The sequence below is a fragment of the Streptomyces sp. NPDC008092 genome (assembly GCF_042957285.1).
GTDB lineage: Bacteria > Actinomycetota > Actinomycetes > Streptomycetales > Streptomycetaceae > Streptomyces.
In genome coordinates, this window is sequence record NZ_JBIBHY010000006.1 from 446,178 (window position 1) to 459,670 (window position 13,493).

At 70.7% G+C, this 13,493-nt stretch carries 12 protein-coding genes and 1 riboswitch; of the genes, 2 read left to right on the forward strand and 10 right to left on the reverse strand.

Going from position 1 to position 13,493, the window contains the following annotated elements; translation table 11 throughout:
* Positions 1–31: 31 nt before the first annotated feature.
* The 5 genes from ACFZB3_RS21970 to ACFZB3_RS21990 form a co-directional block, all read right to left on the reverse strand.
* Entirely contained in the window at positions 32–1,228 is a 1,197-nt protein-coding gene (locus ACFZB3_RS21970) for a hypothetical protein (RefSeq protein ID WP_391377427.1), read from the reverse strand.
* 30 nt (positions 1,229–1,258) lie between these two features.
* Positions 1,259–2,278, reverse strand: a complete 1,020-nt coding sequence (locus ACFZB3_RS21975) for an NlpC/P60 family protein (RefSeq protein WP_391377429.1) — start codon at positions 2,276–2,278, stop codon at positions 1,259–1,261.
* A gap of 424 nt (positions 2,279–2,702) precedes the next feature.
* Entirely contained in the window at positions 2,703–3,737 is a 1,035-nt protein-coding gene (locus ACFZB3_RS21980; protein ID WP_391377431.1) for an NlpC/P60 family protein, read from the reverse strand.
* A gap of 210 nt (positions 3,738–3,947) precedes the next feature.
* Positions 3,948–5,291 carry an NYN domain-containing protein gene (locus tag ACFZB3_RS21985; RefSeq protein ID WP_391377433.1) on the reverse strand — a complete coding sequence of 448 codons (1,344 nt, stop codon included), beginning with the start codon at positions 5,289–5,291 and terminating at the stop codon, positions 3,948–3,950.
* A 40-nt stretch (positions 5,292–5,331) separates the two neighbouring features.
* Positions 5,332–5,571 carry a hypothetical protein gene (locus ACFZB3_RS21990; protein WP_361256516.1) on the reverse strand — a complete coding sequence of 80 codons (240 nt, stop codon included), beginning with the start codon at positions 5,569–5,571 and terminating at the stop codon, positions 5,332–5,334.
* A gap of 153 nt (positions 5,572–5,724) precedes the next feature.
* Here ACFZB3_RS21990 and ACFZB3_RS21995 point away from each other — a divergent pair, with 153 nt between their 5' ends.
* Both ACFZB3_RS21995 and ACFZB3_RS22000 read left to right on the forward strand, forming a co-directional pair.
* A complete protein-coding gene (locus tag ACFZB3_RS21995; RefSeq protein ID WP_391377852.1) occupies positions 5,725–6,519 on the forward strand; it encodes a rhomboid family intramembrane serine protease in 795 nt (264 codons plus the stop codon).
* Positions 6,516–6,797 (forward strand): Lrp/AsnC family transcriptional regulator, encoded by a 282-nt coding sequence (locus ACFZB3_RS22000; protein ID WP_020137395.1) that lies wholly within the window; start codon positions 6,516–6,518, stop codon positions 6,795–6,797. The genes ACFZB3_RS21995 and ACFZB3_RS22000 overlap by 4 nt, the downstream gene beginning before the upstream one ends.
* 165 nt (positions 6,798–6,962) lie before the next feature.
* Here ACFZB3_RS22000 and ACFZB3_RS22005 read toward each other — a convergent pair whose 3' ends face one another.
* The 5 genes from ACFZB3_RS22005 to ACFZB3_RS22025 all read right to left on the reverse strand — a co-directional run bounded on the left by ACFZB3_RS22005 (position 6,963) and on the right by ACFZB3_RS22025 (position 13,422).
* On the reverse strand, positions 6,963–8,327 hold the full coding sequence (locus ACFZB3_RS22005) for an aminotransferase class V-fold PLP-dependent enzyme (RefSeq protein WP_391377436.1): 1,365 nt from the start codon (positions 8,325–8,327) through the stop codon (positions 6,963–6,965).
* 171 nt (positions 8,328–8,498) lie between these two features.
* A riboswitch (SAM riboswitch) is annotated at positions 8,499–8,615 on the reverse strand.
* 83 nt (positions 8,616–8,698) lie between these two features.
* Complete coding sequence (gene trpD / locus ACFZB3_RS22010) at positions 8,699–9,763, reverse strand: anthranilate phosphoribosyltransferase (RefSeq protein WP_391377438.1); 1,065 nt, start codon at positions 9,761–9,763, stop codon at positions 8,699–8,701.
* Positions 9,764–9,893: 130 nt separating this feature from the next.
* A complete protein-coding gene (locus tag ACFZB3_RS22015; protein ID WP_391377440.1) occupies positions 9,894–11,555 on the reverse strand; it encodes a cytochrome b N-terminal domain-containing protein in 1,662 nt (553 codons plus the stop codon).
* Positions 11,552–12,613 carry a Rieske 2Fe-2S domain-containing protein gene (locus ACFZB3_RS22020; RefSeq protein ID WP_391377442.1) on the reverse strand — a complete coding sequence of 354 codons (1,062 nt, stop codon included), beginning with the start codon at positions 12,611–12,613 and terminating at the stop codon, positions 11,552–11,554. The genes ACFZB3_RS22015 and ACFZB3_RS22020 overlap by 4 nt, the downstream gene beginning before the upstream one ends.
* A complete protein-coding gene (locus ACFZB3_RS22025) occupies positions 12,610–13,422 on the reverse strand; it encodes a c-type cytochrome (protein WP_391377444.1) in 813 nt (270 codons plus the stop codon). The genes ACFZB3_RS22020 and ACFZB3_RS22025 overlap by 4 nt, the downstream gene beginning before the upstream one ends.
* Positions 13,423–13,493: the final 71 nt, after the last annotated feature.

The following is a 13,493-nucleotide window of genomic DNA, read 5'->3' on the forward strand; positions in this document are numbered from 1 at the left end:
CCCGGCTCGCGGCGGCGGCCGGGCGGCGGGCTCAGTCGCCCAGCTGAGCCTTCACGTAGTCCCGCCAGCGGGCGGTGAAGTCGGGCAGGGTCGTGCCGAGTTCCGTCTTCAGGGCGTCCTCCACCGCGCCCGTGCGCTCCTTGTGGGCGCCGACGGCCCGGTAGAAGGCGCCGAGCCGCTCCTCGCCCCAGTGGGCGGCGATCATCCGGCAGGCCAGCCAGCCGCCCTCGTAGGCCTGGGCCAGCTTGGTGGGGTCGTCGGTGAAGCCGAAGTCCTGGTCCGCCGGGAGGTCCCCGGGGACGTTCCCGGCCTCGACGGCGCGGGCGAGTTCGGGGGCCGCCTCGGTGGGCGTGCGGCCGGTGTCGAGGTAGCCGATCCAGTCGGCGTAGCCCTCGGAGAGCCAGAGCGGGGTGGCGGCCGTGGTGTGGGCGCGGGTGGCCACATGGGTGGTCTCGTGGGTGAGGACGACCTGCCTGCCGACCGCGCCGAGGACGGCGTACGCCTCCGGGTTGAGGATGACCCGGTCGGCCGGGGCCTGGCCGGAGCCGCCCGCCTCCCCGGTGGTGACGGCGGCGATGCCGCGGTAGTTCGAGGCGGGGGCACCGAGCAGGCCCGCCATGCCGTTCAGGGACCCGGGCACGAGCAGGACCACCCGCTGCGTCCAGTCCGTGCCCCAGGCCTTGGAGACCTCGGGGACGGCGGTGTCGGCGAGGCCGGCGTAACCGCGCAGCGTGGCCCGGGACTGGCCGACGCCGAGGACGAGGGTGTGGGCGGACCTGACCGCGGTCACCTCGCCCTGGTCCCAGAGCTGCTGGCCGGACTTCTTGGCGGGCCTGTCGTATGTGACATACCACTGTCCGTCGGCGGTGCGGCTGAGGGTCAGCGCCCGGTCCGTCGTCACCGGTGCCTTGTCGTACCCCTGGATCCGGTAGCTGAGCTGTGCGTCGGCGGTGGCCCCGGCGCCGTCGGGGTGGAGGGCGGTCAGGCGGTAGCTCCAGTCCGCGAGCGGTACGGCCCGCAGGTTCGCGTACGAGCTCCGGGTGCCGGTCTCGGCGTACGCCTGCTCGTCGTGGCCGAGGACCGCGGCCGAGCGGCGGTCCAGGACCTGCTGCACCTCGGCCATCGCCGCGCCGGTCGGCGACTGCCCGCCGCCGCATCCGGCCAGCGGCAGGAGCAGCAGACACAGCCCCACCGCTCCTGAGCGCCACGCCCGTCCACGACCAGCCACTTTCCGATCGTACGGGCAGCGGCCCGGAAGTCAGGGCCGGGTGACGGAGGAGACCGGCATCATTCCGACCGGGTCGTAGCGGACCGGGGCGCCGGGGTAGGGGGCGTGGATGACCTGGCCGTTGCCCACGTACATGCCCACATGGCTGGCGTCGGAGCGGTAGACGACCAGGTCACCGGGTTGCGCCTGGGAGAGCGGCACCTGGTGGCCGGCGAAGCGCTGCTCCTGCGAGGTGCGCGGCAGGTGGATCCCGGCGTGCGCGTACGACCACTGCATCAGGCCCGAGCAGTCGAAGCCGGTGGGGCCGCTGGCGCCCCAGACGTAGGGCTTGCCGAGGGCGGAGCGGGCGGCGGCGATCGCGGCGGCGGCGCGGCCGTCGGGGGCGTCGGCGCCGGAGAGGTCGGGCAGGTCGGCCCGGTCGTCGCCCCGGGAGGAGTGCTCGAAGGCGGCGCGGTCGGCGGCGGGCAGCGCGTTGAGCAGTTGCCGGGCCCTGGTGAGCTTCTTCTCCACGACGGCCTTGTGGGAGGCGACCGCCCGGCGGCTGCGTTCCAGTTCGGCGAGGCTCCCGGCGGCCTCGGTGCGCTCCTGGGCGAGTTCGCGCATCGCCGTCCGGAGCCGCCTGAGCTGCCCGGCCTGGCGGACGTCGATGCGGTCGAGGAGGGAGGCCCGGTCGAGGTAGTCCTGCGGGTCGTCGGAGAACAGCAGGGCCACGGTGGGGTCGATGCCGCCGGAGCGGTACTGGGCGCCGGCCAGCGAGCCGAGCGCCTCCCGCATGGTGTTGATGCGCTCCTGCTGGCGGGCGATGCGGTCCTGGGAGTCGTTGACCTCGCGGCGCAGCGCGCCGGCCCGCTCGTCGGCCTTGTCGTAGGCCTGGGTCGCCTCCTCGGCCTGCCGGTACAGCCGGTCCACCTCGGCGCGGCCGTCGGCGTGCGGGGCGGCGCTCGCCGGTACGGCGCCGAGCGCGGCGGCCGCGGCCGACAGCACGCAGATTGCGGCACCGGCGCCCCGGTTGAACCCGGACGGCGGTACGAGACGGCGATGAGACACCACGGGGAGCCGCGTTCCTTCCGATCGTCGGACGCCGACGGTCTCCCCCGGTGTCGGGGGAAACGCGCCAGACATTGACGCCCTCTCCCGCCCGGGGCAGGAGATCCGGTCCGCACCGCTCAGCGGCGCCACCGCGGGTTCCTGCTTCACAGGCCGCCGCCGACCCGTGCGGGTCGGTCCTACGCAGCCTCCACAGGCGTGACTTCCCGCCCGTCCGGCGGTAGGTCCGGCGACTTCCGTCACTGGACGCGGCGATGCTAGCCGCGCGGACACGCACCGGCCAACGACCGTCCCCGGCCGCACAACGCGACGCCCCGCCTCTGACGCAGGTCAAAGGCGGGGCGGGGGGTGCATCAGGCTGAAACAGTTCGCCCGTTCGGACGCCCGGGCATCACGATCTTGACCGGGCGCGGAGTCCCGGCGGTGGTCAGATCCGGACGCCGAACTCGAAGGTCATGTCGCTCATCGCCTCGTAGCGGACGACGGCGCCGGTGTGCGGGGCGTGCAGCACCTGGCCGTTGCCGGCGTAGAGGCCGACGTGGTGGTAGTCGCCGTAGAAGATGACCAGGTCGCCGACCTTGAGGTCGCTCGCGCTGTAGATGCGGGTGCCGGCGTTGGCCTGCGCCTCGGAGGTGCGGGGTATGGTCACGCCGGCCTGGGCGTAGGCCCAGGAGGTCAGGCCCGAGCAGTCGAAGGAGGACGGGCCGGAGGCGCCGTAGACGTACGGCGAGCCGATCACGGACTGGGCGGCGGCGAAGGCGGCGGCGGCCCGGCTGGAGGCGGAGCCCGTGCTGCCGAGGTTCACGCGCGAGGAGGCGCGGCTGGCGGCCTGGGCCTGCTCGGCGTCGAGGGCCGCCTTCTCCTTGGCGGTCAGCGTGTTGAGCAGCTTCTGCGCGTCGGCGAGCTTGGCCTGGACGGCGGACTTCTGCTTGGCCAGCTCGGTGCGGGTGGCGGAGAGGTCCTTGAGCTTGTCGGAGGCCTCTGCCCGCTCCTGGGCCAGTTCGCGCTGTTTGTCCTGGATCTTCTTCAGGGCCTCGACCTGCTGGCTGCTCAACTGGTCGAGCGTGGACGCCTTGTCGAGGTAGTCGTCCGGGTTCGAGGAGAGGAAGAGCTGGACCGACGGGTCGATGCCGCCGGAGCGGTACTGCGCGGTGGCCAGCGAACCGAGGCTGTCCCGAAGCTTGTTGAGGTCCTCCTGACCACGGGCCACGTTGTCCTGGATCGTGGAGATTTCCTTCTGCAGCTTCTGCTGCTTGTCCTTGGCCCCGTCGAGCTTCTCGGTGGCCTGCTCGGCCTCCTCGTAGAGCTTGTCGACCTTCGCCTTGACCTCGTCCTTGCTCAGCTTCTCGCTGGGCGCCGCGTTGGCGGCGTTGGCGCTGAGGACTACGGCGGCGGCGGCTGCGGTGGTGAGCACCGTCACGCGCGCACGGCTCGGCTGCTTGGGTCGACGATGGGACGCCACGGAGACGGGCTCCTTCGTTTGAGTGATCACCCGTGTGGAGGTTCGAGGCCCGACCCTAGTGACCTACCTGTGATCAGTTCAAACCCAGCAGCCAAAAAAGTGGTCACGCAACGCACTCTTTGCACATAACTCACGAGCGGTAATGCTCGATTGACGCTACGTTGCGTGACGGTTCGGTCAATTCGGGCATTGCATATGCGGGTTGCATCTTCAGGACAGTCGCTTCAGAAGCATCGCAGAAGCGACCGGACGGGCGCCCGCCTTCGCGACCCCGTCGGCGACCTCGCGGTCGGTCGAGGCGACGATCACCGGGCGGCCCGGCGGCTCGGCGCGCACCAGCTGGCGGATCAACTCGTCCGCGGTGACACCGGGCTTGGAGAAGAGGACGCGGACCCCGCGCGGCGGGGCGAGCAGCACCGGCGCGGCCAGCTCGGCTCCGTCGAAGACACAGGTGACCTCGGCGCCGGTCTGGGCGGCGAGCTGGGAGAGCTGGCCGAGCAGCCGCAGCCGCTGCTTCTCCAGCGGCATCTGCGGATAGCCGGTCTTGGTCACGTTGTAGCCGTCGACGACCAAGTGCGCCTGGGGCAGGGCGAGCAGCTGGTCGAGAACGGCCGGGTCGTGCTCGGACAGTGCGCGCGCCGCGATGTCCTTCGGGGTCATTCGTCCCGGTTCGACCGCATCCACGGTCTCGGCGGGCCGCACCGACACCGGCGGCAGGGCCAGCTCCCGGCGCAGCCCCTGGGCCGCGTCGAGGACGGTGTCGAGCAGCAGCCGCAGCCGCATGTCCTCGACGCTGCGCCCCTCGCGGGCGGCCCGGCGGCTGGCCTCCAGGGCCGCCTCGACCTCGCCGAGCCGGGCCTTGAGCCGCCGGCTCTCGCTCTCGGCGGCGGACAGCTGGGACTGCCCCTCGGCCCGCCCCGCCTCCATCCCGGCCTGCAGTTTGCGCAGGGCGGCCTCACCGCGCTTGACGTCGCTCAGGGCGGCCCGCAGCTTGCGGTGAAGCGATTCCGCTTCCTTCTTCGCCGCGTCCAGCTCGGTGCGCAGCCGCTCCGTCTCGGACCGGGTCTGCTCCCGGGCCCGGTCCAGCTCCTCGCGCAGCCGCTCCAGTTCGGCCCGGCTCTCCTCGTCGGCCCGCTCGGCGTCGGCCCGCTGGGCCTCCTCGCCGGCCGCCGCCACCAGCTTCACCCAGCCCGTGGGGCGCAGTACGTAGGCCGCGGCCGCCACGTCGAGCGGGTCCGCGGCCGGGGGCGGGGAGCCGGAGTCCAGGGCGCCGGCCAGTTCCGGCTGGGCCTCTCTCAGCTTCTCGCCGATCCGCTGCCGGAAGAGGGTGTCCGTCTCCAGCGCGGCCGCCATGGCGTTCCCCGCGAACTTGGCCCGGCGGTTCGGGGCGAAACGGGCGTACTGCCGCAGCTGTGCGGGCAGTTCGGCGACGGTCAGCCCACCGAAGCCGTCCGACACGATCTGTACGACACGCCGTCGCACACCGTCGGGCAACGGACGGTCAAGCACCTCGGCGGTGCCGTCGCCCGGCCCCCCGCCTGTGGTCTCCACCATCCGTCACACCCCATCACCTGTACGGGGCCGGCTCCCGGTATCAGGAGTCGGCGCCCGGCCTGTCCACGAGTTCCACCTGGTCCACCGCGTTGCACCAGCGGCAGCGCACCGACTCGATGGTCTCACTGACCACCTCGCGCTCCTCGACCTTCGGCTCACCGGCCAGGTCGAGGTGGATGTACTCGACCACCTTCGACGAGCGGGTCACGTCGAAGCGGGTGAGGTTGCCGCAGAGGGTGCAGCGCCACCGCGTCGTGGCGGTCGGCAGGGGAACCGTCATCGTGGCTTGTTCGCTTCCTTCTAGTGTCCGTGACGCGCCGTCCCGACGCGTGTGGCTCGTAACCCTACGGCCTGGCGGGTACTCGACGCCGCCCTCTCCATGGCGGCGAGGCGGTCTGCACCACTGCGTCCCGTTACGCCATGCTCTATGTCCATGATCGGCAACTGGAACACGACGGCGGCCCGGACCCTGCGGAGCCTGCGAGGCACGTCCGCGCCCATGACGTACACCCTGATCGCCGTGTGCTGCCTGATCTTCGTGCTCGGCCCCGCCTCCGGCTTCACCCCGTCCTACGGCACCGGGGAGGCCCTCGCGACCGCCCAGCGGGCGTACTTCCGGCACTGGGGGGTGGTTCCCGCCGACCTGTTCGACGGGCCGGCGCGGGAGGCGCTCACCCCGGCCACGGCGCTGTTCATCCACGGCAGCTGGGTGCACCTGCTCGGCAACATGCTCTTCCTCTTCGTCTTCGGGGCGATGACCGAGGAACGGATGGGCCGCGTGGAGTTCACCCTCTTCTACGTCGGCTGCGGCTATCTCGCGCTGCTCGGCTACGCGGTCGCCAACGCCACGTCCCCGCAGTCGCTGGTGGGCGCGTCCGGGGCGATCTCGGCGGTCCTCGGGGCGTTCCTGTACCTGTTCCCCAACGCCCGCGTGACCAGTCTCCTCCCCTTCCTCTTCTTCCTCCCGCTCCGCTTCCCGGCCTGGGTGGTCCTCCCGTTCTGGGCGGCCCTCCAGTGGCTGGCCCTGAACCAGGCCCCCTCCGGTCCCGGCGTGGCCTACCTCGCACACCTGGTCGGCTTCGGACTCGGGTTCGGTTACGCGTGGGTGCGGTACGGAAGAAAGAAGGGCGCGAAGCGCGGCCTCGGAAGGGGGGTGGTGGGCGACGGGCGGGCGACTAAAGTGAAGGTCGCCCCAGCTCCGGCACCCGAGGGAGAGAACCAGCCGTGATCACCGCGATCGTCCTCATCAAGACCAGCGTGGACCGGATCCCCGAGATCGCGGAACGGATCGCCGCACTGGAGAGCGTCAGCGAGGTCTTCTCCGTCACCGGTACGTACGACCTGATCGCCATGGTCCGGGTCAAGCAGCACGAGGACCTGGCCGAGGTCATCCCCGGCTCCATCAGCAAGATCCCCGGCGTGGAGGCCACGGACACGCACGTCGCGTTCCGCACGTACTCCCAGCACGACCTGGAGGCGGCGTTCGCGATCGGCCTGGACAGCTGAGCCAGTACGTTTCGGGGCGCCCCGACTGCAACGCGCCCCAAAGGGGCGCGGGGAACTGCGCGACCAGCCCCCACCGGTCCGCAGCCGGGCACGAAGCGCCGTGGTCCGCTGCGGGTACGTCGTGGCTGGTCGCGCAGTTCCCCGCGCCCCTGAAAAACAGGTAAGTCAGCTCACCGCCGGGACGCAGCGGCCGTCCTCCGTGCGGTAGGACCACTTGGCGCCCTCCGTCACCAGTTCCCGCACCGCGTTCACGAAGCGCTCCACGTGCTCGTCCGGCGTCCCCGCCCCGAAGCTCACCCGGATCGCGTTCAGGGACTTCTCGCCCGGTGCCGCCTCCGGCGCCCCGCACTCGCCCTGGGTCTGCGGGTCGGAGCCCAGCAGGGTCCTGACCAGCGGGTGGGCGCAGAAGAGGCCGTCGCGGACACCGATGCCGTACTCGGCGGAGAGGGCGGCGGCGAAGTGGGAGCTGTTCCAGCCGTCCACCACGAAGCTGATCACGCCGACGCGGGGGGCGTCGTCGCCGAAGAGGGAGAGGACCCGGACCTCGGGGACCCCGGCCAGCCCGGCCCGGACCTTCTCGATCAGGTGCTGCTCACGGGCGACCAGCGCCTCGAAGCCGGCCTCGGTGAGCGCCTTGCAGGCGGAGGCGATGGAGTAGGCGCCGATGACGTTGGGCGAGCCCGCCTCGTGCCGGGCGGCGCTCTCGTGCCACTCCACGGCCACTCCCCCGTCCTCGCGCCGGGTCACCCTGCGGCTGGCGCCGCCGCCCGCGAGGTAGGGCTCGGCCGCCTGCAGCCAGTCGGCGCGGCCGGCCAGGACGCCGGAACCGAAGGGGGCGTACAGCTTGTGGCCGGAGAAGGCGACCCAGTCGACGTCCAGGTCCTGGACGGAGACGGGGTGGTGCGGGGCCAGCTGGGCGGCGTCCAGGACGATCCGGGCGCCGTGCGCGTGCGCGGCGGCCGCGAGCTCCCGTACCGGCCACAGCTCGCCGGTGACGTTGGAGGCGCCGGTGACGCAGACCAGGGCCGGGCCGTACGGGTCGCGGTCGGCGAGGGCGCGTTCCAGGGTCTCGACGGCCTGGCGCGGGGTGCGGGGGGCGTTCAGGTAGGTGACGCGGGCGTCCTGCCACGGCAGCAGGGAGGCGTGGTGCTCGGTCTCGAAGACGAAGACCTGGCAGTCGGCGGGGAGGGCACGGGCCAGGAGGTTCAGGGAGTCCGTGGTGGAGCGGGTGAAGACCAGCTGGTCGTCGGGGCGGCAGTCGAGGAACTCGGCGACGGCCTTCCGGGCGTTCTCGAAGAGGTCCGTGGAGAGCTGGGAGAGGTAGCCGGCGCCGCGGTGGACGCTGCCGTAGTAGGGCGCGTACGCCGCCACGTCGTCCCAGACCCGCTGGAGGGCGGGGGCGCTGGCCGCGTAGTCGAGGGCGGCGTAGGTGACCTCGCCGCCGGTGACGAGGGGGACGGTGACATCCCGGCCCAGAACGGGCAGCGGGGCACAAACGGACCGGGCGGCGGCAGCGGTGGAGACGGACATGGCGGAACTCCCGTGAGAGGCAAGGCGGAATCACCGTGCGAGCGCGCGGACGACCGCGGCTCCGGCACGGGGAAAAAGGAAAAGGGGATGCGGAGGCGGGGCTCTGCGGCCCTATCGCATTCGCTTGCTCACGGGAGACTCCTCGACGACCAGGACCCCTGGTGTACGAGGGGTCCGCGCTTGCCGCAGACCTCGCTGCCTGCGGCCTGGTCTTCACCCGGGGCACCCCGCCACGGACGGAGGGTTGCCGGACAGTCGGCCGGGGCCTCATGACTGTCACTCATGACCTGGAAAGAAACGTAGGTGAAGTGATCGCCGCCGCGCAACTCCTGTCCGGATGACGGGACACCGCCACGGGCCGACCGCAGCCCCTACCTGTTCGTCGCCGCCGCCCAGCGCTCCAGTGCCCGCTTCGCCGCGCCCGAGTCGATCGACTCGGCCGCCCTGTCCATGCCGGCGCGCAGTTCCTCGGCCAGGGTTCCGGCGCCGGGGTCCAGGGCCACCAGCGCCGCCGCGGAGTTCAGCAGCACCGCGTCCCGCACCGGGCCCCGCTCGCCGTCCAGCAGCCTGCGGGCGACCTCCGCGTTGTACGACGGGTCGCCGCCCCGGAGCGCTTCCACGGGGACCAGGTCGATGCCGACCTCGCGGGGGTCGAAGGTCTCCTCCGTGACCTTGCCGTCGCGGACGATCCAGACGTGGGACGTGGCGGTCGTCGTCAGCTCGTCGAGGCCGTCGTCGCCGCGGAAGACCAGGGAGGAGTTGCCGCGCTCCGCGAAGACGCCCGCGACCACGGGGGCCATGCGGGGGTCCGCGACGCCGACCGCCTGGGCGCGGACCTGCGCGGGGTTGGTCAGCGGGCCGAGGATGTTGAAGACCGTGCGGATGCCCAGCTGGCCGCGCGCGGCGCCCGCGTAGCGCAGCGCCGGGTGGAACTTGACGGCGAAGCAGAAGGTGATGCCCGCCTCCTCGGCGACCTCGGCGACCCGCTGCGGGGTCAGGTCGAGGTTGACGCCGAGCTTCTCCAGGACGTCGGAGGCCCCGGACGCGGAGGAGGCCGCGCGGTTGCCGTGCTTGACGACCTTCGCGCCGGTGCCGGCCACCACGAGCGCCGACATCGTGGAGATGTTCACCGTCTTCGCGCCGTCGCCGCCGGTGCCGACGATGTCGACGGTGCGGCCCGGCACCTCGATGACGTTGGCGTGCGCGTACATCGTGCGGACGAGCCCGTTGATCTCCTCGACCGTCTCGCCCTTGGCGCGCAGCGCGACGACGAAGCCCGCGATCTGGGCGTCGGTGGCCTGGCCACGCATGATCTGGTCCATCGCCCAGGCCGTCGCCTCGGCACTCTGGTCCTGGCCGTACAGCAGCGCGTTCAGTACCTCGGGCCAGGAACGGCCCGCCGCGGTGTCGCCTCCAGCGGGGGTCACAGCGCTCATGGGGCCGCTCCTGATCGTCGTACGCGGAATGAAGGTCTCACGGCCTACCCTATCCAGCCCCGGGCACCGCGAAGGGCCCCGTCCGGTGTACGGACGGGGCCCTTCGGCTGTGGCGTGGCGACGCGGTCGATCAGTGGTGGCCGTGGCCGCTCGTGATCTCCTTGTACTCCTCGACGGTCGGCTTCGGGATCTGGTTGTCCTCGCCGTAGTAGGCGCTGCTCAGCTTGGCGCGGAGCTTCTCGGAGCCCTTGACCTTGCGCTCGACACCGTTCTCGTCGACCGCCGGGCCGACCTGGGCCGGCTCGTACTGGTGGTGCGCCGTGAGGGTGTGCAGCTGCTCCTGCGAGAGCGGCTCGTGGACCTCGATGAACTCACCGTGCGGCAGCCGCTTGATGATGCCGGTCTCGCGACCGTGCAGCACCTTGTCGCGGTCCCGGCGCTGCAGGCCCATGCAGATCCGCTTGGTCGCGATGAACGCGATCACCGGTCCGGCGAAGAAGAAGATCCGGACGAACCAGGTCACGTCGTTGATCGACAGGTGGAAGTGGGTGGCGATGAGGTCGTTGCCACCACCGATCAGGCCCACCATGTAGACCGTCACCCAGGCGACACCGAAGGCCGTACGGGTCGGGGCGTTGCGCGGGCGGTCCAGGATGTGGTGCTCGCTCTTGTCGCCGGTGACCCAGGACTCGATGAAGGGGTAGACCGCGATCGCACCCAGGACCAGACCGAACAGGACCAGCGGGATGAAGACGCCCAGGACCAGGGTGTGGCCCCAGAAGTTGATCTCCCAGCCGGGCATGTAGCGGATCAGGCCCTCGGCGAAGCCCATGTACCAGTCGGGCTGGGCGCCGGTGGACACCTGGTCCGGGCGGTAGGGGCCCATGGCCCAGATCGGGTTGATCTGGGTGGTCGCCGCGATGGCCGCGATGACACCGAAGACCAGGAAGAAGAAGCCTCCGGCCTTGGCCATGTAGACCGGCAGCAGCGGCATGCCGACGACGTTCTTCTCGGTCTTTCCGGGGCCCGCGAACTGCGTGTGCTTGTGGTAGAAGACCAGGATCAGGTGGCCCACCACCAGGCCGAGCATGATGCCCGGCAGCAGCAGGATGTGGATCGAGTAGAACCGCCCCACGAAGTCGTGGCCGGGGAACTCGCCGCCGAAGAGGAAGTACGAGATGTACGTGCCGACGATCGGCATCGACAGGATGGCGCCCTCGGTGAAGCGGACACCGGTGCCGGAGAGCAGGTCGTCCGGGAGCGAGTAACCGGTGAAACCGGTGAACATGCCCAGGACGAACAGCAGGAAGCCGAACAGCCAGTTGATCTCACGCGGCTTGCGGAACGCGCCCGTGAAGAACACGCGCATCATGTGCACGAACATGCCGGCGAGGAAGATCAGCGCGGCCCAGTGGTGGATCTGCCGGATGAGCAGACCACCGCGCACGTCGAAGGAGATGTGCAGGGTCGAGCTGAACGCCTCGGACATCATCTGTCCCTGGAGCGGGACGTAGCTGCCGTGGTACACCACCTCGTTCATCGACGGGTGGAAGAACAGCGTCAGGTACACACCCGTGAGGATGATGATGATGAAGCTGTACAGGCACACTTCGCCCAACATGAACGACCAGTGGTCGGGGAAGATCTTGCGCATGTTGGACTTGGCCAGGGAGTAGATCCCGAGCCGTCCGTCGGCCCAGTCGGCGACACGCTCGCCGGCCGGTGCCTTCCCGCGCTCGCGGCCCGCCGCGTCAGCGGCTGATGTCCGCGTGGAGTTCTCGTTAGTGCTCATCCGCGCTCCCAGAAGGCAGGACCGACGGGCTCGTCGAAGTCGCCGAGCGCCTGGAGGTAGCCCTCCTCGCTCACGCCGATGCGCAGCTGCGGCAGGGCGTGGCCGGCCGGGCCGAAGATCACTCGGGCTCCGTCGGAGAGGTCGAAGGTGGACTGGTGGCACGGGCAGAGCACGTGGTGGGTCTGCTGCTCGTACAGCGAGATCGGGCAGCCCACGTGGGTGCAGATCTTCGAGAAGGCGACGATGCCTTCGTGCGACCACTCGAGCTCGCGCTTGTCCTTGATGTTGTCCGGCTGCAGCCGGATGATCATCAGGGCCGCCTTCGCCATCACGTTCTGGAAGTCCTCCTGGGACTCCTCGACGCCCTCGGGCTTGGCGAAGGTCAGCGAGCCGACGGCGACGTCGGAGGGACGCAGCGGCTCGTTGGTGTTCATGTTGACGAGCAGCTTGCCCTTCGACCACGCCGTGTGGCGCAGCGAGGTGCCGGGCAGCGGGCCGAGGTCGCGCAGCAGCACGACGCCGGAGAGCGGGACCAGGGTCAGCGCGCCGAACATCGTGGTGCGGATCAGCTTGCGCCGGCCGATCGCCGACTCCTTCGCGCCCTGCTTGAAGTCGGCCAGGACCTTGGCCTTGACCTCGGGCTCGGCCGCGATGGCGTGCCGGTCGTCGGCGACCTCCACGTCGGACATCAGGGTGCGGGCCCAGTGGACCGCGCCCGCGCCGATGCAGAACAGCGCCGCGCCGAGGGTCAGGCCCAGGGCGAAGTTCAGCGCGCTGATGTGACCGATCGGGAAGACGAAGATCGACTTGTCTTTGGGGATCGTCACATAGGAGGCGATGAAGCCGACCGTGGCCAGCATCGACACCGTGAACAGCATGGCCACGACGCGCTCGGACCGCTTGGCGGCCCGCTCGTCGATGTCCTGGATCCGGTGCTCGTGGGGCGGCAGACCCGGGTCCGAGAAGGGGTCCTTCTCGTCCGCGACGCTCACGGCGCCGTGCCCGTGGTGGTCCTGCTCAGCAGGCAGGTTCTCTTCTGGAATGTCTTGGCTACTCATGACTTCTTGGCCTTTGCGGTCCGAGCGGCGACCCAGACGGCGACCGCGATCAGTGCACCGAGACCGAAGATCCAGGCGAACAGACCCTCGCTGACCGGCCCGAGGCCGCCCAGGTTGAGACCGCCGGGGTTCTCCGTGTTGCTGCTGTTGACCGCGTTCAGGTACGCGATGATGTCCTTCTTGTTCTTCTCCGTCAGCGTGGTGTCGGGGAAGGACGGCATGTTCTGCGGGCCCGTCTGCATGGCCTCGTAGATGTGCTTCGGGGCGACACCCTCAAGGCTCGGGGCGAACTTGCCCTTGGTCAGCGCACCGCCCGAGCCCACGAAGTTGTGGCACTGCGCGCAGTTGGTGCGGAAGAGCTCGCCACCCTTGGCGATGTCGGCACCGTCCGGGCCGTACTGCTCCGAGGTGGGGACCTCGGGACCGGCGCCCAGCGAGGCGATGTACGCCGCGAGCTGGTCGATCTGGGCCTGGGTGTAGATGTTCTTCTTCTTGACGACCTGCGGGCCCTGCGAGGTGGCGGCCGGCATACGGCCGGTGCCGACCTGGAAGTCCACGGCCGCGGCGCCCACGCCCACCAGGCTGGGGCCGTCGGACGAACCCTGACCGCCGGTGCCGTGGCAGCTGGCGCAACCGACCGAGTAGAGCTTCTTGCCCTCCTCGATGGTCAGGGACTGGGATGTTTCATCGGCCTGCGCCTTGCCCGCGGGTGCGAACGCGGCGTACAGCCCCCCTGTGCATGCCAGCGCGAGGAGTAGGACGACGACCGCCGCCAGCGGATGGCGTCGTCGTGCGGAGAGCTTTTTCACGGATTACCCCGGTGTCAGGATCTTCTGCGTCGATGCTTCTGGAAGCTTCTGGAAAATGCGCTTCTGCGGCG

Excerpts from the sequence above, each read along its gene's own strand:
- ACFZB3_RS21990 (WP_361256516.1), bottom strand. The coding sequence starts at position 5,571 with ATGACGGTTCCCCTGCCGACCGCCACGACGCGGTGGCGCTGCACCCTC.
- ACFZB3_RS22015 (WP_391377440.1), bottom strand. The coding sequence starts at position 11,555 with ATGAGCACTAACGAGAACTCCACGCGGACATCAGCCGCTGACGCGGCG.
- ACFZB3_RS21995 (WP_391377852.1), top strand. The coding sequence starts at position 5,725 with ATGATCGGCAACTGGAACACGACGGCGGCCCGGACCCTGCGGAGCCTG.
- ACFZB3_RS22005 (WP_391377436.1), bottom strand. The coding sequence starts at position 8,327 with ATGTCCGTCTCCACCGCTGCCGCCGCCCGGTCCGTTTGTGCCCCGCTG.
- trpD (WP_391377438.1), bottom strand. The coding sequence starts at position 9,763 with ATGAGCGCTGTGACCCCCGCTGGAGGCGACACCGCGGCGGGCCGTTCC.
- ACFZB3_RS21985 (WP_391377433.1), bottom strand. The coding sequence starts at position 5,291 with ATGGTGGAGACCACAGGCGGGGGGCCGGGCGACGGCACCGCCGAGGTG.
- ACFZB3_RS22020 (WP_391377442.1), bottom strand. The coding sequence starts at position 12,613 with ATGAGTAGCCAAGACATTCCAGAAGAGAACCTGCCTGCTGAGCAGGAC.